Raw genomic sequence first — 16,779 nt, forward strand, 5'->3', positions numbered from 1 at the left:
CGCCGCTTCGCGGCGCGGCTTAATTCAGGCGTTAGCTTTCAAGGGGAGGATTGCCGTGGCATCGAAGATATGGGTTCTTCTCGGCTTCTTGGGCTTATCGTTCATCGCTGGAGTGGTGGGTCAGTACTACTACCCTGGCGTGGAGTTCTCGCCTGTCGACATATGGCTTCTGCCGGTCTTCGCCTTCTTGCTCTTCCTTTGGTACAGGATTGACTCTGAGCAACGCTCATATAGGCGCTCACCGTGGCTCAATGCTTCCATTATTGCTGTCGCAATTATTGCGTTGCCCTACTATTTCTTCCGTTCTCGCGGGCTCAAGGGTGGTGCATTTGCTACTACTGCAATGCTGCTGGTATTTGTCCTTAGTGGCGTTCTTACGGTGGCAGGACAGTACAGCGCGTACTATGGCCTGCAAAGCTAACAAGTCATTCAAGCCGACGCCGCTTCGCGGCACGGCTTAACTCAGGCGTTAGGCGGCAATGAAGGTTAGTGGGAACGTCCACAAGACATGGATTCGAGGTCAAGCCGTGGCAGCCGCTTGGATCGGCGCCGTGATCTTCCCCTTCGCTTTTCTTATGCCCGTCGACTCGACGATGTTCTGGATATGCTTGCTATTTGGCGTGTTTGTTACCTGGAGCATCATTGAGGGAGTTCGATTTGCAAAGCATCGACCTCTGTCGGATTTCTTGGCAAAGACCGTTACTCCGACTTCTCTACTGTTGGTATCCACGGGCTGGGTGGTATGGGGCTTTGTTGCCGCCTAACAATTCATTCAAGCCGAACCCGCTTCGCGAGTCGGCTTAATTCAGGCGTTAGGTGGTGAGATGAGGCTTCTTCATTTTCTGGCAATAGCGCTATTCATTTTTGCGTTTGTCTTGTACATATCTTCCTCTGCAACAGGAGCCTGGATGCTTGGCGGATTTGCTGTTGGACTGGAGATTGCGGCATGGATCATTGCACTGACATTCAAGACAGCAGCACCAAGCACCAATAAGACTCCTTAGGCATGTTGTACCCATCACTGGTGGTCTTTCATCGCGACGGTTCACCACCTAACAATTCATTCAAGCCGAACCCGCTTCGCGGGTCGGCTTAACTCAGGCGTTAGGCGCCTTAGCAGGTAGATCGCATGCCAAGTCCCAAGTACTTGATTGCCCAGCCTGCTTTGACTGCCGCAAGAGCTTCAAGGTAGCGCCGCGCCAAGACTTGTCGGCTGTCTGCCCGAGTTGCGGAGGGACAATCCACGAGATGGGCCGCTCGTTCAAAGCGCCGCCTGCTAAAGACCTGGCGCAATGGACAAAGGTGCAAGCATTGTTCGCTGCTGGCTTCCGCTTCTTCAGCTACCGCAGCACTTCCGGGCCACCGCTTCCGGACAGGCTGGCTGACGTTGAGGCTTTCATCCGGGACAATCCTGCGCATCCACTCCGGGTGGCGGCGCCTAACAATTCATTCAAGCCGACGCCGCTTCGCGGCGCGGCTTAATTCAGGCGTTAGGTGCGCATATGCTGTATCGCACAAGGCCCAGAAAAAACCTCAGCAATCTCGTATGGCGAGCAGCTGATGCCCTCATTGCCATTGGTGGGCTTTACTGCCTCTACTTGGCCGGCTCCGGCATCTGGAACGGCGAGGTGGAGATCTTCAGTAAGCGCATCTCGGGGACTATTAGCTGGGAAAACGATCCGCTTTGGTTCAGTGGCATGGTTGTGGCGTGGGCAGGCGGCGGCATCTTCCTCCTGCGCCTAGCTGCAAGTGACAAGTGACTGGCGTGCCGGATAGCGCGCCTAACAATTCATTCAAGCCGAACCCGCTTCGCGGGTCGGCTTAATTCAGGCGTTAGCGGGCATGACCAAGCATACCTTCTGCTCCTTACTCATCGTCGTCTTTCTGGTCGGCTGCACTAACGACACATTGGATGCGTCGTACGACTCAATGTCAGATGCTGCAGCCGCTCAGGCAGTCGCGAAAGGCTGGATACCCCGATGGCTGCCATCGGAAGCGTCGGACCTTATGGAGGTTCATAACTTGGACTCAAGTTCGAGCGCACTGTCGTTCAATATCCCGGATGGACAAGCATGGGAGCTTCCGCCTCATTGCCGCCCCGTTGGCTTTAGTGACACAAGCCCCTCCAAGTTCTCTCGGTCATGGTGGCCATCGACAGAAGAGCTAGGATCTTCCTTTGACTTCTTTCAATGTCAAGCGGATGCCTCACCAGATTTCACTTTTGTAGCAATCCATAAAATGAGCGGCCGCGGCTTGCACTGGCGCACGTATGCCCGCTAACAACTCATTCAAGCCGACGCCGCTTCGCGGCGCGGCTTAATTCAGGCGTTAGGCCTTGCACCGATGACTATCGCAAAGCTCGTATCCATATTTCTCCTCACCCTCACAACTGTAAGCTGCCAAGCTGAATCGCCCCCTGTGAAACTCGATTACGAAAAGTTGATCTTGTTAGACGCCGAGAATCTGGCGGAGACTGGTATCGGCGCTGCTTACGATGAACTGCTCCCAGAGCTCAAGCATTACATTTCAAATCCTGAGCAAATCGAGCAATTCATAGATAATGACCTTCCTCGTTACGCCATACGCTCCAACGGCGCGGAGTACGTAATTTACGCACCTGATATGCCAGAGAATGAAAGCTGGGGCGCGGCCACTTACGTATTCTTCAAGATCGTCAATGATCAACTTGCTGACACGCAAGTTCGGCTATACGCGATCAACGGTGGTAATGACCTAGGCGGCCTGTTTCTCACGCATGAACAAGCAAGGGCCGCTCAGGTGTCGCTGCCAAATCCATCAGATTGGCCGTATCTTCCGGAAGCAAATGGTCCTTGGTATGGACAGCATCACTAGCATAGGGTCAAGGCCTAACAATTCATTCAAGCCGAACCCGCTTCGCGGGTCGGCATAATTCAGGCATTAGGGGGCTATGGACGTGTCCAAAGGTCGTGTAGCGCTACTTCGAGAGATCTTCTCGCAAGGTTTTCGAACGCCGGACTGGCGGCACGAAGAACCACCACCCGTTGTGCCGGCGGAGATGTTCTTTGCCGACAACGACGACAATGAGTGCATTGCCGTCAATCTCGACGATCACCCGGGCGTGGACTTCTTTAGGAGCAAGCTGGCTGATATCGCAGCCCAGCCTGACGTGGCAGCGGTGCTGGTCAATATCTATGATCTAGACCCGACCATCTATGGAGGCTGGCCGTATGCGGAGAACGTCCACATACTTACATCAGCTTCTGAGGATACGGTTCAGTCTTGGGCCACCGAGCTGCGCTCCGATGGGGCTGGGGAGGGTTGGCCATACGGTGAACCACGACAGCATGCTCAGGCGACTGACGGCCAACGTTGGTGGTGGCTATCGTGGGACTAGCCCCTAACAGTTCATTCAAGCCGAACCCGCTTCGTGGGTCGGTTTCATTCAGGCGTTCGGCGGCAGAGCAGACATGATCGCAACTCTACTCATCACGATTCTTGCTGCTGGCATGTCGACTGAGCCTGCTACTGAGCAACCGGCTCTCCGGTGCGACATTGGACCTGCTCTGAAGCAGTTCGGAGGCAATGACTGGCTCGTCTACGGCTGCGCCGACGGCCATTCTGTAGTGGTCACTGCTGGCGCTCCCAATCCCGCTACTCCGTTTGTCTTCATCCTCACGCCGGATGGTAGCGGCGGCATTGAGCTGCATGGCGAAGGGGCCGGGGCCGAGTCCGCTACCAAGCCTGCGTATGAAAGTCTCAGCAAGATGTCCAGCTCGGACCTGGCCGCGCTTTTTCAGGAGGCTAGTCGGAGTAATGAGCGGTAAGCTGCCGCCGAACAATTCATTCAAGCCGAACCTGCTTCGCGGGTCGGCTTAATTCAGGCGTTAGGCACCTATGCAAGTGACACGGAGTTTCCTGTGATCAAGGCTGCACGCACCGCACTGGTCCTCATGTTCTGCCTTCTCACCGGCGGCATGATGCTTGCATCCGGCGAGTCAGTGCTCACCACCGCACTAGTGCTGGCGGGGTTCACTATGATTGTGGTCGGTGGCTACAGAGTTCGGACTCGCGTGCGGACCAGGCTGGGTAAGGCTGATGACTTCAGTTTCAGCCTTACTGACCTATCCGCCTGGGACCGCCGAGACTTGACCCTGCTGCTTTTTCATCTTGCCGTAGGCATCGCTCTGTTGGGCGCAGGCTTTTCCGGTCTGCGGGCCGGTGCCTAACAATTAATTCAAGCCGAAGCTACTTCGTGGCGCGGCTTAATTCAGGCGTTAGGCCTCATCCGAATGCAGCGACTACTTCAACTAGCGGCACTGGTTCTGATCGCTGGATGCACTCGCAGTCCAAGCATAACTGTATGCGAAGCTATCGATAAAGCTGAGAAGTACAACGGGAGCCACGTCACTATTACCGGGACTTTTCACGAAGGCCATCACCCGACATTTCTGAGCGATTCAAAATGTTTTTCCGAGGTGGTAGTGCTCGGTTCAGAGGTCACTCCAAATCCTGCATTTCGGGATGCGGTGTCGGATAAATACTTCTCAGGCGGAAGCTCAGTCACTGCATCGGTTGAGGGAAAGTTGATCTACAGTCCATCTCCTAGTAAGGATTTCAATTACCTACTTGATGGCTACAACGTCATAGAGTTCGAAGTCGACCGCGAACGCTCACCGCACTGAGGCCTAACAATTCATTCAAGCCGAACCCGTTTCGTGGGTCGGTCCAGCAAGGGCGTTAAGGCTCATGAGAAGCATCTTCCTGGCTTCGCTTCTGGCAACCGGCCCCGCTGTAGGTGACGGGTACGAGCCTGCGGTATGGCTGTCCAACTCAAACGTGCTGGCATGCTCCCCAAACACGCTTCGAGCGCCTCATCCGCTGATCCTTACCTTGGGTCCTGGGCATGGCAGTGAGTTGGCTATCCGCCGTGTATCCGACAACACCTGGTACTTCCTCGTAGGCCACATGCCTCCGGATGGTGAGCCACAGTTGACGACGCCGGAAAAGCTCGCTTTAGCTAACAGCATCGAGGTGCCGACGTCATTCAGAGGCCGCGCTTCAGAGGCCGACGCGCTTGCGCCCATCTTCAATCGCTCCGGAGCGTATGAAGCTTATCTATCTGACAATCTTGAGTCTGAGGAGGGCGGCTACGTGTGCAGCTTCAACTACATCGGCATGAGCCCTAACAACTCATTCAAGCCCAACCCGCTCCGCTGCGCGGCTTAACCCGGGCGCTAGGCAGCATGTCGCGGATCTCCAACATCATCGATGCGATTCGTCGCATTGGGTCCCGGTCGCAGAAGGCAGCCCTGCTTCGACAGGACCGGCAACTGGAAGGTAAGGAAGTACTCGAACGAGGACGAGTCGTTGTACACCATGAGGGCGAGGCGATCACTGGCTTTCACGCAAAAGTTGAGCCTTACCCCGAAGAGGTTTCAAGCTTGAGCCTGACCGCCCGCCAAGAGTTGATGATCTATTCATCAAGGGCGTCCGACCTCTTCTCGGACTTTGACATCGATTCGTCAGCGGGTCTTCTCGAGCGGTTCGATCAAGCGTTTTCGTCTTGGCTGCATGCTTCCAACAGGCTCGGCTACTCAGAGAACGACGTCGTCGGGATTCTCGGCGCGGCCTTCGGGGACTACTGCAATGAGTCCCTGGAGATGGACTGGGTCACCGTGTCGGATCAATACGGCACAAGCACTGCGATAGATGGCCGTGAGTTCGAGTTCAGGGCCTTTCCCTTCGACTCCATATGGAAGCGGATAGACGACGCTGAATCAGGCTTCTTCGCAAGCATCTATGTGGTTCTCGCCCACCAGAAGCAGCACTCACGGAGAAGAGGGAATGCTCCCTGACGCTTCAGTGATCCAGGCCTTGGGTGTCGCATGAAAGTGTCAAGGCATCTGACGAAGGCATGCATGCTGGCGTGGATCCTGTCCGCCTGTGCCCACAATACGCTGGGCCCGAAGATCGACACGTCCTCCAGGATCAACAAGCAGGAATTCGTATCGCGCTTCGGCTTCCCTGGGTGCACGATTTCTGTTCCGCTTACGCTACACGAGGCAGTGAAGAGCGCTGAATCGGTCGGAGCTCCACAGATCGATCAGCGCACAGACTGGATCGAGATGATAGACGTCATGAATCCCGGCGATGAGCTGCGCAATGTCCGATGCATCCCGCGACGAGGGCCAGGAGGCGTCGATCTCATCGGGCTGTTTCGTAACAGCAAGTTGATCGCCGAGGTGCACACGGTTTTCATGGACTAGTGATGCCTTACACTTCATCCAAGCCGTCGTCGCTTCGAGGGTCGGCCCAACTCAGACGCCAGGGGGCCGTTTGAATCGTACCGAATGGTTTGAGTCCAAGTGGCGCTGGTTGAAGCGTTTCGCGCTTCTGGCGCTGGCAGGCACCGCTGCCGTGGTAATCGGCGTGGCAACCGAACTGGTGGCGCTTGCTGCCCTGGGCGGGTTGTCGTTGATCCCCTTGGCGTTCTGGGTAGCCTTCATTCCGATTCTTCACTGGAAGGAGCGCTACGCGGGGGACAACAGCACCATGTGGGGCGCGTTCCTGGTTTTTGAAGCATCCAGCTGGTCGAAGGTCTTCTACTGGTTTTTTTACGTGCTTCCGGACTGGAGGCGGTCCGGGCGGTACGCGGACGTCCCCTGACAATCGATTCGAGCCGACGCCGTTTGGCGGCGAGGCTCGGTGCAGGCGTGGCTTGACTCCGGCGCTACCAGGCATCCGAATCAGCTTCGTGCCGCGCCTCCGGTCGCACCGGACAACCCGGGAAGGCCGGGCTATCATCCGGCGGCGGCAGGCCTCTGCACCGGTCTCGCTGCGGCATCTTGGCATCGGATCAGGGAGGGATCATGCAGGCGAGTTCTGATTTTTTCGTCGGTTGGGGAACGCTGTCGCTCATCAACGCCGGTCTTGCGCAGTCGAAGGGGCGCAGCGGCCTCGGCTGGTGGCTTGGCTCCGTGTTCATCGGGCCGCTGGCGACGCTGCTCATCGTCGTGCTTCCGCCGGTTGCCGGCGTGGCGGGCGATGCCGGGCCATCCACCTGACGCGCGCGCCGATTCGATTCCGCCCGCCAGCATCATGCAAGGCATCAGCCATCTGACCTTCATCGTCAGCGACCTCGAGCGCATGGCGATGTTCTTGTGCGAGGGTCTCGGCGCGCGCGAGATCTACGACAGCGCCGGGAGGAACCATTCCCTCTCGCGGGAAAAGTTCTTCCTGCTCGGTGGCGTCTGGATCGCGGCCATGGAAGGCGAGCCGCCGGACCGGCGCTCCTACCAGCACGTGGCCTTCCAGGTCGGTGAGGCCGATCTCCCCGGCTACCATGCCCGCCTCACCGCGATCGGCGCGGACATCCGGCCTCCTCGCGACCGCATCGAGGGCGAGGGCCGGTCGCTGTACGTCTACGACTTCGACAACCATCTGTTCGAGCTGCACACCGGTACCCTCGAGCAGCGTCTGGCGCAGTACCGGGCATCGGCCGGACCCTGACCTCCACGGTGCGTGACCCCGCAAGGAGCGCAGTCCATGTCCCAGGCGTTGCGTGGTCCGCTACCGATGGCGGTGCAGTACGCTTCTGTCCGTGGCGCGCGCGGGTGGACGGGACGGGACGGACCGCGCCGGGGAAGACAACGGGGAGGTGGACGATGGCGAAAGTGACGGGAATCGGCGGCGTGTTCTTCAAGAGCCGGCACGACAGTGCGGCGCTGGCGGCGTGGTATCGCGAGCACCTGGGCATGCCGTTCGAAGACTGGGGCGGCGCGGTGCTGCGCTGGCCGGACGACACGGCCGAGGACAAGGGCCTGACCGTGTGGACCATCGCCGAGAAGGACAGCCAGTGGTTCAGTCCCAGCGACGCGGCTTTCATGATCAATTACCGCGTCGACGACCTCGATGGCCTGCTGGCGAACCTGCGCGCCGCCGAGGTGCCGGTCGTCAAGGGTCCCGAATCGCACGAGAACGGCAAGTTCGCCTGGGTCATGGACCCGGAAGGCAACAAGGTGGAGCTGTGGGAGCCGATGGCGTGGGATGAGAAGAACAAGGGCGCGTGAAGCGTTCCGAGTGACGAGCGCCCCTGTTCGGTCACGAGATTATGGATGGGAGCTATCGGGATGAGGTCGGGATGATCGACGTGTTCGGATGGAACCTCACGGTCGCGCTCGTGACGATGGCGATCGCGTACTTCGTGGTCTCACTGGTCCCGGTATGGTGGCCGGCGTGGCGTGCATTCGGGCGCAGGCCGCGCTTGCCGCGGCCATTCCTGTTCGTGGCGGTGGTCGCTGCGCTGGTCTACGGCGTGTTCTTCCTGCTGGGATGTGTCTTCCTCCTGCCGCTCGAGATGTACAGCACCTTCATCACGCCCGAGATGGCCGCGGCAAGCAAATCATCTGGCAGCGGATGGTCTCCTGCGCTGCGTGCCATTCGGGACTATGGATGGCTTGTGGTCGTCATCGCGCAGTTCGTACTGACCGGCTACGTCACGCGAACGCTGGCACGGCGTTGGGCGCATATCTGTTCGCCACCGTCACCGGCAGGCTGACCTTGGGCTCCCGATAGCTAGACGATAGGCGGTCGCGACTGACGTCGCTCCTACAGGGGAACAGCGATGTCAGTCCGCAGGCACCGTCCGTTCCCGTGCCCACTCGCGCAGTGCCTGCACCTGTTCGGCCATCAGCACGGACAGCGGGCGGGTGCTGCGGATCTCGTGCATGACGAGGTCGGTGTCGAGCGGCTTATGTTCGGCATGCGCGGCGTACATCGCCGAGACGATGGCCTGTTCCAGCTCAGCGCCGGAGAAGCCGTTCGCCGCCGCGGCCAGTGCCGGCAGGTTGAAGCCTTCCGGATCCAGTTCGCGCCGCGCCAGGTGCACGCGCAGTACCTCGACGCGGGCGTCGGGCGAGGGCAGGTCGACGAAGAAGATCTCGTCGAAGCGGCCCTTGCGCAGCAGTTCCGGCGGCAGGTCCTGCACCTGGTTGGCGGTCGCGACCAGGAACACTTGGCCACTTCCCGCACCGGCCTTGCGCTCGGCCATCCAGGTGAGCAGGTAGCCGAGGACGCGACGGGAAACACCGCCGTCCTCGTCGCCGCCGCTGGCCAGGCCCTTCTCGATTTCGTCGATCCACAGCACGCACGGCGCCAGCTGTTCGGCCGAGGCCAGCGCGGCGCGCAGGTTCTTCTCGGTCTCGCCGTGGTACTTGTCGTACAGCGTGCCGAAATCCAGCCGCAGCAGTGGCACGCCGAAACCGGCGGCGGTGGCCTTGGCCAGCATCGACTTGCCGCAGCCCTGCACGCCGAGCAGCAGCACGCCCTTGGGCAGGTCCAGGCCGGGGGGAGGATTGCCGGAGACGAACACCGCGCGGCGCTGTTCGATCCAGCGCTTGAGCCGCGAGGCGCCGGCGACGTCGGCGAACTTCGCCGTGTCGTACTCGTAATGCAGGTGCCCGCTGCGGTTGAGCAGCTCGAACTTCAGCTTGTTCAATGCCGGCAGATCGCTGGCGGTCAGTGCGCCGTCGGCGAAGATCAGCTGCCGCGCGATGCGGCGCGCGTCGACCAGGCTCAGGCCCTGCAGGTTGCGCACGATCTGCTTGACCGCCTCGCCGTCGGCTTCGACGCGACGGCCGCCGTGTTCGCGCGCGTAGTGCTCGGCTTCCTCGCGCACCATCTTCAGCAGCGCGGGGCCGTTGGGCAGGCGCGGGTTGAAGCGCACGGCGAGGGCTTCGAGTTCGGCCGGCAGTTCGATCTTCGCGCCGACCAGCACCACCACGTGGGGCAGGCTGTGGCGGCGCTGCATGATGTCGCGCAGCTGGCGCTGGCTGCTGGCGTAGCCCAGGTAGGGGTGGAAATCGAGCAGCAGGTAGATACCGCGCTGTTCGGCCTGCTTGATGGCCTGCAGAGCGGCGCTGGCGTCGGGCGGGCCGACGGCGTCATCCTCGCGGTCCATGTCCAGCCGGCGCAGGCCCTCGGTGATGCTCCAGCGGAACAGCGCCCGCCACACCTGACCCAACGCCTGCCGGAACAGCTCCACCACGCGGGCCTCGTCCTGGGTCTCGACGACGATCAGCGGGGTGTTGGCGCGGATCAGCGCGGTCAGGTCCTGCAGCTCGTTCATGGGGTGTCCGGTCCGTGGGGACCGGCACGATAGCAAGCGCCGTACGGAACGGGGAGCGGGACGGCCCGCGACGGCGGGTCGCAGGGGCCGGCACGCCGGTTCCCGCTTCACTTGTCGCGGTGTACCCTCCGGGTTCTCCAGCAACGAGGTGCGCGCATGAAGACGATTCTGGTCGCCAGCTCCAAGGGCGGCGCGGGCAAGACGACCCTGGCGACCAATCTGGCAGCGTACTTCGCACTGGATGGCAAACGTACCGTGCTGGTGGACGTGGACCCCCAGCATTCCTCCACCCGCTGGGCCGAACGGCGGGCGGAACTGGAAACCGCCGTGCTGCCGATCGACGCCAGCGGCAAGCGCGCCTGGAAGGCCTGGCTGCCGGAAGACGCCGAGCGCGTGGTGATCGATGCCCCGGCCGGCGCGATGGCCGACGACCTGGAAAGTTTCCTGGAACAGGCCGACGCCGTGGTGGTGCCGGTGCTGCCGTCGGCGCTGGACATCGAGGCGACGGTCGGCTTCCTGAACACCATGGCCAAGGTGCCGCGCGTGCACAAGCGCAAGCTGCCGGTGGGCCTGGTGGTCAACCGCAGCAAGCCGTGGACCAACGCCTCGCAGCAGGCGGTGGAGATGCTGAAGACCTGGCCTTACCCGGTCATCACCCAGTTGCGCGATACCCAGGCCTATGTGGTGATGGCGGGCCTGGGCCGCAGCCTGTTCGATTACCGCTCGGCCCAGGTGCGCGAGCACCAGGCCGACTGGGAACCGTTGTTGAAATGGATCAAGAAGGCCTGAGGCCGAAGGAGTCGTTGTCCCATGCGTGAACTGATCCTGCTGCGCCATGCGCATGCCGAACCTGCCACCGCCGGCCAGTCCGACCTGGACCGCCCTTTGTCGCCGCAGGGCCTGGCCGAGGCCGAGGCCGCCGCGCGCTGGCTGAAGGAGCAGGGCCTGGTGCCGGACCGCGTGCTGTGTTCGCCGGCGCGACGTACGCGCGAGACGCTGGAAGCGGTGCTGGGTGCGATCGGCTACGTGGAACAGCGGCTGGAAGAGCGCATCTATGAAGCCACGCCCGGTACGCTCGCCGACCTGGTCGACCAGCACCGCGAGGCCGAGCGCCTGCTGATGGTGGGGCACAACCCGGGCTTCGAGCAGCTCGCGGCACTGATGTATTCCGGCGTGACCAGCGAGTACCGCGGCATGCCGCCGGGCGGCGTGGTGGTGCTGACGCTGCCGGTGAATGCGGCGATCGAACCGGGCGTGGCGCAGCTCTCCGCCTTCTGGTGGCCATGAAGTCCGATCTGCCGCTGGCCGTCTGGCTGGTCGTGCTGTGCCTGGCCCTGCTGTGCGCCGTGCCCGCGTGGGCGCAGCAGGGGCGGAACGATTTCGACCCGGCGCATACGCGGCTGGGTTTCGAACTGCGCACGCGCTGGGGTCAGGTGCTGGACGGCGTGTTCCGGCGTTACGAAGGCTCCGTGGAGCACCTGCCGGACGGGCGCCAGCAGGTGCGCCTGCGCATGTACACGCGCGACGTGGAGATCATCGACCACCCGCGCTACGGCGAGTGGGCCCGCAGCGAGAAGTTCTTCGACGCCGACCGCTATCCGGTGGTCACCTTCACCTCGAAACCGTACGACCCGATGCTACTGTACGACGGCGGCACCCTGGAGGGCGACCTGAGCATCAAGGGCATCAGCCGGCCGCGCAGCCTGGAGGTGGCACCGGCCGACTGTTCGCACCCCGCGGTGGGCTGCGACGTGGTGGCCACCGGCGCGGTGCGCCGCAGCGACTACGACATGGACGACTGGATGCTGGCGGTCAGCGACCGCGTGGTGTTCGTGCTGCGGGCGCGGACCAGGAGCGCGAAGACACCGTGAACCGATGCGTCGTGGCTTTCACCGTGCGCTGCGCGGTGCTGTGCGTCGCGCTGCTGGCCAGCGGCTGCGCCAGCCTGTCCGACCGCCAGCGCGACCGTGCGGCCGGCATCGCCGCCGGCGCCCGTTCGACGGTGGTCGAGTGCACGCAGGCCGATGCCTGCGCCGTGGCATCGCCGCTGTACGACCTGGCGGCGCAGGCGCGCGCGGAATCCACCGCCGACGCGCCCCGCCATTACGCGGTGATGCTGGACAAGGGCTCGGATGCGCTGCTGGCGCGGCTTAACCTGATCCGCAGTGCGCGCGAACGCATCGACCTGCAGACCTACATCTTCGACAAGGACGACAGCGCGCGGCTGGTGCTGGACGAGCTGCTGGCCGCGTCGCGGCGCGGGGTGAAGGTGCGCGTGCTGATCGACCAGCTGTCGGCGATCGCCGACCTCGAGATCCTGGCCGCGCTGTCCGGCTCGCACCAGAACTTCGCCATCCGCATCTACAACCCGAGCTTCGGCAAGGCCAAGCTGAACTACCTGGACTACGCGGGCAGCGTGCTGTGCTGCTTCCGCCGCTTCAACCAGCGCATGCACACCAAGCTGCTGCTGGTGGACGACCGCATCGGCATCAGCGGCGGCCGCAACTACCAGGACGACTATTTCGACTGGGATGCCGAATACAACTTCCGCGACCGCGACGTGCTGGTGGCCGGGCCGGAAGCGGCGGCGATGGCGGCCAACTTCCAGGCGTTCTGGGACGCGCGCCGCAGCGTGCCGGCCGAACGGTTGAACGATGTTGGACGGACGCTGCTGGAGGGCGGCGTGCCGGCGATGCCGGTGCCGCGCTACCTGCGGCCGGAGCGCGTGCAGTCCGCGAGCGCGCAGGCCAGCGATCCGCAGGTGATGGAGAAGCTGTTTGTCGAACCGGCTTTCAGGGTAGGGGCGGTGCGCTACATCGCCGACCTGCCGCAGAAGCACCGGCGCGAGCGACGCCACGACGATGCGCCGGCGGCGCCGGAACTGGAGGCGCTGATCCGCGGCGCACGGAACGAAGTCCTGCTGCAGACGCCGTATCTGGTGATGTCGAAGCAGGCGCAGTCCATGTTCCGCGACATGCGCAAACGCCAGCCGCCGCCGCAGGTGACCGTGTCGACCAACAGCCTGGCCGCGACCGACAACCCGATCGTCTATTCGATGTCGTTCAAGTACAAGCGCCGCTACCTGCGCGAGTTCGGCTTCCAGATCCACGAGTACAAGCCGTTTCCGGAAGATGCCCCGGTGGACTACGCCGCGCTGATGCCGGAAGGGCCGCCGGTGGCATCGCCGGTGGGCGGCAGCGACCGCGGCATCCGCGGTCCCTCCGGTTCGATCGGACCGTCCGGCGGATCGGCGTCCGACGCCGGCGAAACCACGCGCCGCCTGCAGCGTACCGAGTCGCGGCCGTCGTTCTTCAGCAGCGGTGCGGCGGCCGAGCCGCTGCCGCTGAAGCGCGCGGGCGTGCGCATGGGCCTGCACGCGAAGTCGATGGTGATCGACGGCGAGATCGCGGTGATCGGCACGCACAACTTCGACCCGCGTTCGGAGAACTACAACACCGAGGCGGCGGTGGTGATCAACGACGCCGCGTTCGCGCAGGCGCTGGCCGGCAGCATCCGTCGCGACATGTCGCCGGAGAACGCCTGGCTGATCGCGCCGCGCGCCAAGCCGCCGGTGTTCTCCGGCCTGGACTACAGCCTGGGCAAGGTGTCCGAGGCGCTGCCGATCTTCGACATCTGGCCCTGGCGCTATGCGACCAGCTACGAGTTCCAGCCGGGCCCGGACTGCCCGTTGCCGGTCGGCCCGAAAGACCCGGCCTTCCAGCGCTGCTACGTGGCGGTGGGCGACTTCCCCGAAGTCGATGTCGGTGCGAAGTGGCTCTACACGCGCGTGCTGACCGCGTTCGGCGCGGGACTGGTGCCGATCCTCTAGCGCCCGCGCGGCGCATGGTCCGCTGCGATCTGCGCCGGCGTCAGGCGGAGAAAGCGGGCGGCGTTGCCGTAGAGGATGTCGCGCTCCCGTAGTGCACCACGTAGACGCGCAGCCGCGGGTGCCTGCGCAGCAGCTCCTCCAGCAGGAACGGCGAGCCGAGGAGCGCCGCGACATCCAAGGCGTCGCGCGGATCGAGGGTCGGTGCAAGCGTCTGTTGGTCGCCCGGGCAGGCGGGTATTCCCGCGGGCACTTCGTCCATCGCAAAGGCGTGCAGATGCATGTCGATCACCGGTGCGCCATGCACGGGTGCGCCCATGGCCGGAAGGCTGGCGGCCAGCAGCAGGAGGAGGGCATGGCGCATGGCCGGATCCCCGTCGTCGATGCCGGGTAGAACGCGGCCGATCGCAGGCGCAGGCCAGTAAGATGGATCTCCCGCGCACCGAGTCCCGCCATGAGCTTCCTGAAACCCGTCGATCTCGCCGCCGTCAACGCGCATGCCGCCAACACGCTGGTGTCGAACCTTGGCATCGTCATGACCGAGGCGGGGGATGACTGGTTGCGCGGCACCATGCCGGTCGACACGCGCACGGTGCAGCCGTACGGCATCCTGCATGGCGGCGCATCGGTGGCGCTGGCCGAGACGTTGGGCAGCGTGGCCGGCAACCTGTGCGTGGACACGACCCGGGAGATGGTCGTGGGCCTGGAGATCAACGCCAACCACGTGCGCGCGATGCGCAGCGGGGTGGTCACCGGCACCGCGCGCGCGCTGCACGTCGGCCGCAGCACGCAGCTGTGGGAGATCCGTATCGAGAACGACGAAGGCAAGCTCGTCTGCGTGTCGCGGCTGACCCTGGCGGTGGTGCCGCTGCCCAAGGGCTGAGGCCGGCGAGTCGCGGCCGCCGTCCACGTGTCCGGCCGGTATGTCCCTCCCTGCTGCCGCCTGACTCCTGCTATCGTGACAGCATGACGCCGCCCCCTGTTCATGTTGCTGGCGGCAGCGGTGTCGCGCGGGCTTTCCGCTACGCGTACCGCGTGCCGTTGCTACTCATCCACCTGCTGGTCTTCCTGCCGATCGTCCTGCTCTGCCTCTCGCCGCTGCTGGTCTGGGTGCGCGTGGGCGACGAAAGCGTGGGCGACGTGGCGGTGCGCTGGTGGTCGGGCGGGCTGATGCGCATTTTCGGGTTCCGCCTGCGCCGCGTCGGTACGCCGTTGCCGGGCCCGACGATGTTCGTGGCCAACCATGTCAGCTGGATCGATATCGAGGCGCTGCACAGCCAGCGCATGATGGGCTTCGTGGCCAAGCAGGAGATCCGCGGCTGGCCGGTGGTGGGCTGGCTGGCAGCGCAGGGACACACCATCTTCCACCAGCGCGGCAGCCAGGAATCGCTGGGCGGCGTGCTGCAGGCGATGATGCAGCGCCTGCGCGAGGGCCGGCCGGTCGGCGTGTTCCCCGAAGGCCGTACCCGCGATGGACACTCGGTAGGGCCGTTCCACGCACGCATCTTCCTGGCCGCGGTCGAGGCCGGGGTGCCGGTGCAGCCGGTGGCGCTGCGCTACGGCGCCCGCGGCAGTGCGCAGCCGGTGGTGGCGTTCGGACCGAAGGAGAGCTTCTTCGCCAACTTCCTGCGCCTGCTGGGCGAACCGGCGCGCACGGCCGACATCTGCTTCCTGGAGCCGATCCGCGTCGCCGATGTCGAGGGCCGCCGGCGCATCGCGGACCTGTCGCGCGAGCGCATCGTCCAGGCGATGGCCGAGGCCTGAGCGGCCGCCGTGACGGCATTGCGACCTATTCGAGGGAATACTCGGTCCACCGGTGCCACCCTCGTGCCGATGCCGCCGCGATGACGCCATGATCACTGCCGCCGACTTCCGCCCCCCGCGCTGGTTGCGCAACCCGCACCTGCAGTCGGTCCTGGGCTCCAGCGGGCTGCGCCGCCGGCTGGCGCTGCGCGCGCTGGCGGGCAGCGGGGCAGTGACGCTGGAGCACATCGTGGACGGTGGCGACGGCGTGCGCCTGCAGGGTTTCCACAGCGAGATTCCTGGCCGCGCGCCGCGTGGCCTGGTGCTGCTGCTGCACGGCTGGGAAGGCAGCGCCGATTCCAGCTACATGCGGCTGACCGCCGCGCAGCTGCTGGCGCGCGGCTTCGACGTCTTCCGGCTGAACTTCCGCGACCACGGCGACACCCATCACCTCAACGAGGACCTGTTCCACTCCAACCGGCTCGACGAGGTGGTGCATGCGGCCATCGACGTGTCGCGGCGGTTCGCCGGCGACGTGCCGATGCGGGTGGCGGGGTACTCGCTGGGCGGCAACTTCGCGCTGCGGCTGGCGCTGCGCGCGCCGCAGGCCGGACTGGCGCTGGCGCACGTGGCGGCGGTCTGCCCGCTGCTGGACCCGGCCACGACGATGGACAGCATCGAGAACGGACTGCCGCTGTACGACTGGTACTTCGCGCGCAAGTGGCGCCGCTCGCTGGAACGCAAGCGCAGCCTGTTCCCGCAGCGGCACGATTTCGACGACACCGTGCTTGCGCTCGACATCCGTGCACTGACCGACTGGCTGGTGCAGCGGCATACCGCCTTCGGCACGCTGGACGCCTACTTCGACGGGTACGCGATCTCCGGCGAACGCCTGGCCGGCCTGAGCGTTCCGGCGCATATCCTGATGGCCGAGGACGACCCGGTGATCCCCTTCGACACGTTCCGCGACTGGGCGCTGCCGTCGCAGGCGACGCTGGAGATCGCGCCATGGGGCGGCCACTGCGCCTTCATCGAGAATGCCGCCGGCAACGGCTATGCCGAGCGCTGGGTCGCCGAGCGCCTGGCCGGCAGCGCCGCCTGA

General features: G+C 63.8%; 25 protein-coding genes. 22 read left to right on the forward strand and 3 right to left on the reverse strand.

The genetic code is table 11. The annotated features are described in order from the left end of the window. The first annotated feature begins 55 nt into the window (after positions 1 to 55). A complete protein-coding gene (locus ACSQ1W_RS19665) occupies positions 56 to 421 on the forward strand; it encodes a hypothetical protein (protein ID WP_436045639.1) in 366 nt (121 codons plus the stop codon). Between the two features lie 414 nt (positions 422 to 835). On the opposite strand, the gene ACSQ1W_RS19670 is transcribed toward ACSQ1W_RS19665, so the two are convergent. After that, positions 836 to 988, reverse strand: a complete 153-nt coding sequence (locus tag ACSQ1W_RS19670) for a hypothetical protein (RefSeq protein WP_436045641.1) — start codon at positions 986 to 988, stop codon at positions 836 to 838. 260 nt (positions 989 to 1,248) lie between these two features. Here ACSQ1W_RS19670 and ACSQ1W_RS19675 point away from each other — a divergent pair, with 260 nt between their 5' ends. The 14 genes from ACSQ1W_RS19675 (at position 1,249) to ACSQ1W_RS19740 (ending at position 8,539) form a co-directional block, all read left to right on the forward strand. After that, positions 1,249 to 1,482 carry a hypothetical protein gene (locus ACSQ1W_RS19675; protein WP_436045643.1) on the forward strand — a complete coding sequence of 78 codons (234 nt, stop codon included), beginning with the start codon at positions 1,249 to 1,251 and terminating at the stop codon, positions 1,480 to 1,482. A gap of 20 nt (positions 1,483 to 1,502) precedes the next feature. Then, a complete protein-coding gene (locus ACSQ1W_RS19680) occupies positions 1,503 to 1,760 on the forward strand; it encodes a hypothetical protein (RefSeq protein ID WP_436045645.1) in 258 nt (85 codons plus the stop codon). Between the two features lie 658 nt (positions 1,761 to 2,418). Then, positions 2,419 to 2,853 carry a hypothetical protein gene (locus ACSQ1W_RS19685; RefSeq protein WP_436045647.1) on the forward strand — a complete coding sequence of 145 codons (435 nt, stop codon included), beginning with the start codon at positions 2,419 to 2,421 and terminating at the stop codon, positions 2,851 to 2,853. 76 nt (positions 2,854 to 2,929) lie between these two features. Beyond that, positions 2,930 to 3,376 carry a hypothetical protein gene (locus ACSQ1W_RS19690; RefSeq protein ID WP_436045649.1) on the forward strand — a complete coding sequence of 149 codons (447 nt, stop codon included), beginning with the start codon at positions 2,930 to 2,932 and terminating at the stop codon, positions 3,374 to 3,376. Between the two features lie 73 nt (positions 3,377 to 3,449). Further along, complete coding sequence (locus ACSQ1W_RS19695; RefSeq protein ID WP_436045650.1) at positions 3,450 to 3,806, forward strand: hypothetical protein; 357 nt, start codon at positions 3,450 to 3,452, stop codon at positions 3,804 to 3,806. Between the two features lie 93 nt (positions 3,807 to 3,899). Continuing rightward, positions 3,900 to 4,208, forward strand: coding sequence for a hypothetical protein (locus ACSQ1W_RS19700; protein ID WP_436045652.1), 309 nt, complete (start codon positions 3,900 to 3,902; stop codon positions 4,206 to 4,208). Between the two features lie 520 nt (positions 4,209 to 4,728). Then, positions 4,729 to 5,208, forward strand: a complete 480-nt coding sequence (locus ACSQ1W_RS19705; RefSeq protein ID WP_436045654.1) for a hypothetical protein — start codon at positions 4,729 to 4,731, stop codon at positions 5,206 to 5,208. Positions 5,209 to 5,225: 17 nt separating this feature from the next. Further along, positions 5,226 to 5,837, forward strand: a complete 612-nt coding sequence (locus tag ACSQ1W_RS19710; protein ID WP_436045656.1) for a DUF3806 domain-containing protein — start codon at positions 5,226 to 5,228, stop codon at positions 5,835 to 5,837. Between the two features lie 63 nt (positions 5,838 to 5,900). Continuing rightward, on the forward strand, positions 5,901 to 6,248 hold the full coding sequence (locus ACSQ1W_RS19715) for a hypothetical protein (protein ID WP_436045658.1): 348 nt from the start codon (positions 5,901 to 5,903) through the stop codon (positions 6,246 to 6,248). Positions 6,249 to 6,318: 70 nt separating this feature from the next. Continuing rightward, positions 6,319 to 6,648 carry a hypothetical protein gene (locus ACSQ1W_RS19720; RefSeq protein ID WP_436045660.1) on the forward strand — a complete coding sequence of 110 codons (330 nt, stop codon included), beginning with the start codon at positions 6,319 to 6,321 and terminating at the stop codon, positions 6,646 to 6,648. Between the two features lie 203 nt (positions 6,649 to 6,851). Next, a complete protein-coding gene (locus tag ACSQ1W_RS19725) occupies positions 6,852 to 7,046 on the forward strand; it encodes a hypothetical protein (RefSeq protein WP_192274185.1) in 195 nt (64 codons plus the stop codon). 31 nt (positions 7,047 to 7,077) lie between these two features. Then, positions 7,078 to 7,491, forward strand: a complete 414-nt coding sequence (gene fosX, locus ACSQ1W_RS19730) for a FosX/FosE/FosI family fosfomycin resistance hydrolase (protein WP_436046255.1) — start codon at positions 7,078 to 7,080, stop codon at positions 7,489 to 7,491. 155 nt (positions 7,492 to 7,646) lie between these two features. Next, the gene (locus ACSQ1W_RS19735; RefSeq protein WP_436045662.1) at positions 7,647 to 8,051 is read left to right on the forward strand and encodes a VOC family protein; all 405 of its coding nucleotides are present in this window, start codon (positions 7,647 to 7,649) and stop codon (positions 8,049 to 8,051) included. A 71-nt stretch (positions 8,052 to 8,122) separates the two neighbouring features. Then, the gene (locus ACSQ1W_RS19740) at positions 8,123 to 8,539 is read left to right on the forward strand and encodes a hypothetical protein (protein ID WP_436045664.1); all 417 of its coding nucleotides are present in this window, start codon (positions 8,123 to 8,125) and stop codon (positions 8,537 to 8,539) included. Between the two features lie 69 nt (positions 8,540 to 8,608). Here the strand turns inward: ACSQ1W_RS19740 and ACSQ1W_RS19745 are convergent, their stop codons facing one another. Continuing rightward, complete coding sequence (locus tag ACSQ1W_RS19745; RefSeq protein WP_436045666.1) at positions 8,609 to 10,108, reverse strand: AAA family ATPase; 1,500 nt, start codon at positions 10,106 to 10,108, stop codon at positions 8,609 to 8,611. A gap of 156 nt (positions 10,109 to 10,264) precedes the next feature. On the opposite strand from ACSQ1W_RS19745, the gene ACSQ1W_RS19750 reads away from it, so the two are divergent. From ACSQ1W_RS19750 to ACSQ1W_RS19765, 4 genes are read left to right on the forward strand one after another with little or no spacing between them, the layout of a single operon-like run. Then, on the forward strand, positions 10,265 to 10,897 hold the full coding sequence (locus ACSQ1W_RS19750; RefSeq protein ID WP_192274192.1) for a ParA family protein: 633 nt from the start codon (positions 10,265 to 10,267) through the stop codon (positions 10,895 to 10,897). A gap of 21 nt (positions 10,898 to 10,918) precedes the next feature. Further along, positions 10,919 to 11,395, forward strand: coding sequence for a SixA phosphatase family protein (locus ACSQ1W_RS19755; RefSeq protein WP_436045668.1), 477 nt, complete (start codon positions 10,919 to 10,921; stop codon positions 11,393 to 11,395). Next, a complete protein-coding gene (locus ACSQ1W_RS19760) occupies positions 11,392 to 11,979 on the forward strand; it encodes a YceI family protein (protein WP_192274194.1) in 588 nt (195 codons plus the stop codon). The genes ACSQ1W_RS19755 and ACSQ1W_RS19760 overlap by 4 nt, the downstream gene beginning before the upstream one ends. Before the next feature lie 11 nt (positions 11,980 to 11,990). Then, the gene (locus ACSQ1W_RS19765; protein WP_436046256.1) at positions 11,991 to 13,937 is read left to right on the forward strand and encodes a phospholipase D family protein; all 1,947 of its coding nucleotides are present in this window, start codon (positions 11,991 to 11,993) and stop codon (positions 13,935 to 13,937) included. A 40-nt stretch (positions 13,938 to 13,977) separates the two neighbouring features. Here the strand turns inward: ACSQ1W_RS19765 and ACSQ1W_RS19770 are convergent, their stop codons facing one another. Beyond that, on the reverse strand, positions 13,978 to 14,298 hold the full coding sequence (locus ACSQ1W_RS19770; protein ID WP_436045670.1) for a hypothetical protein: 321 nt from the start codon (positions 14,296 to 14,298) through the stop codon (positions 13,978 to 13,980). Positions 14,299 to 14,388: 90 nt separating this feature from the next. On the opposite strand from ACSQ1W_RS19770, the gene ACSQ1W_RS19775 reads away from it, so the two are divergent. The 3 genes from ACSQ1W_RS19775 to ACSQ1W_RS19785 all read left to right on the forward strand — a co-directional run bounded on the left by ACSQ1W_RS19775 (position 14,389) and on the right by ACSQ1W_RS19785 (position 16,779). Continuing rightward, positions 14,389 to 14,817: a hotdog fold thioesterase gene (locus ACSQ1W_RS19775; protein WP_436045672.1), complete on the forward strand. Its 429-nt coding sequence runs from the start codon at positions 14,389 to 14,391 to the stop codon at positions 14,815 to 14,817. Positions 14,818 to 14,900: 83 nt separating this feature from the next. Further along, positions 14,901 to 15,698: a lysophospholipid acyltransferase family protein gene (locus ACSQ1W_RS19780; protein ID WP_192274197.1), complete on the forward strand. Its 798-nt coding sequence runs from the start codon at positions 14,901 to 14,903 to the stop codon at positions 15,696 to 15,698. 91 nt (positions 15,699 to 15,789) lie between these two features. Next, a complete protein-coding gene (locus tag ACSQ1W_RS19785; RefSeq protein WP_436046257.1) occupies positions 15,790 to 16,779 on the forward strand; it encodes a YheT family hydrolase in 990 nt (329 codons plus the stop codon).

Origin of the sequence: Pseudoxanthomonas sp. LjRoot143, assembly GCF_964252945.1 — a bacterium.
GTDB lineage: Bacteria > Pseudomonadota > Gammaproteobacteria > Xanthomonadales > Xanthomonadaceae > Pseudoxanthomonas_A.

Bases quoted from the DNA above. Each gene is read 5' to 3' on its own strand.
- ACSQ1W_RS19740 (WP_436045664.1), top strand. From the start codon at position 8,123: ATGATCGACGTGTTCGGATGGAACCTCACGGTCGCGCTCGTGACGATG.
- ACSQ1W_RS19690 (WP_436045649.1), top strand. From the start codon at position 2,930: ATGGACGTGTCCAAAGGTCGTGTAGCGCTACTTCGAGAGATCTTCTCG.
- ACSQ1W_RS19745 (WP_436045666.1), bottom strand. From the start codon at position 10,108: ATGAACGAGCTGCAGGACCTGACCGCGCTGATCCGCGCCAACACCCCG.
- ACSQ1W_RS19735 (WP_436045662.1), top strand. From the start codon at position 7,647: ATGGCGAAAGTGACGGGAATCGGCGGCGTGTTCTTCAAGAGCCGGCAC.
- ACSQ1W_RS19725 (WP_192274185.1), top strand. From the start codon at position 6,852: ATGCAGGCGAGTTCTGATTTTTTCGTCGGTTGGGGAACGCTGTCGCTC.
- ACSQ1W_RS19695 (WP_436045650.1), top strand. From the start codon at position 3,450: ATGATCGCAACTCTACTCATCACGATTCTTGCTGCTGGCATGTCGACT.
- ACSQ1W_RS19750 (WP_192274192.1), top strand. From the start codon at position 10,265: ATGAAGACGATTCTGGTCGCCAGCTCCAAGGGCGGCGCGGGCAAGACG.
- ACSQ1W_RS19705 (WP_436045654.1), top strand. From the start codon at position 4,729: ATGAGAAGCATCTTCCTGGCTTCGCTTCTGGCAACCGGCCCCGCTGTA.
- ACSQ1W_RS19775 (WP_436045672.1), top strand. From the start codon at position 14,389: ATGAGCTTCCTGAAACCCGTCGATCTCGCCGCCGTCAACGCGCATGCC.
- ACSQ1W_RS19675 (WP_436045643.1), top strand. From the start codon at position 1,249: ATGGGCCGCTCGTTCAAAGCGCCGCCTGCTAAAGACCTGGCGCAATGG.
- ACSQ1W_RS19760 (WP_192274194.1), top strand. From the start codon at position 11,392: ATGAAGTCCGATCTGCCGCTGGCCGTCTGGCTGGTCGTGCTGTGCCTG.
- ACSQ1W_RS19680 (WP_436045645.1), top strand. From the start codon at position 1,503: ATGCTGTATCGCACAAGGCCCAGAAAAAACCTCAGCAATCTCGTATGG.
- ACSQ1W_RS19710 (WP_436045656.1), top strand. From the start codon at position 5,226: ATGTCGCGGATCTCCAACATCATCGATGCGATTCGTCGCATTGGGTCC.
- ACSQ1W_RS19780 (WP_192274197.1), top strand. From the start codon at position 14,901: ATGACGCCGCCCCCTGTTCATGTTGCTGGCGGCAGCGGTGTCGCGCGG.
- ACSQ1W_RS19715 (WP_436045658.1), top strand. From the start codon at position 5,901: ATGCTGGCGTGGATCCTGTCCGCCTGTGCCCACAATACGCTGGGCCCG.
- ACSQ1W_RS19755 (WP_436045668.1), top strand. From the start codon at position 10,919: ATGCGTGAACTGATCCTGCTGCGCCATGCGCATGCCGAACCTGCCACC.
- ACSQ1W_RS19770 (WP_436045670.1), bottom strand. From the start codon at position 14,298: ATGCGCCATGCCCTCCTCCTGCTGCTGGCCGCCAGCCTTCCGGCCATG.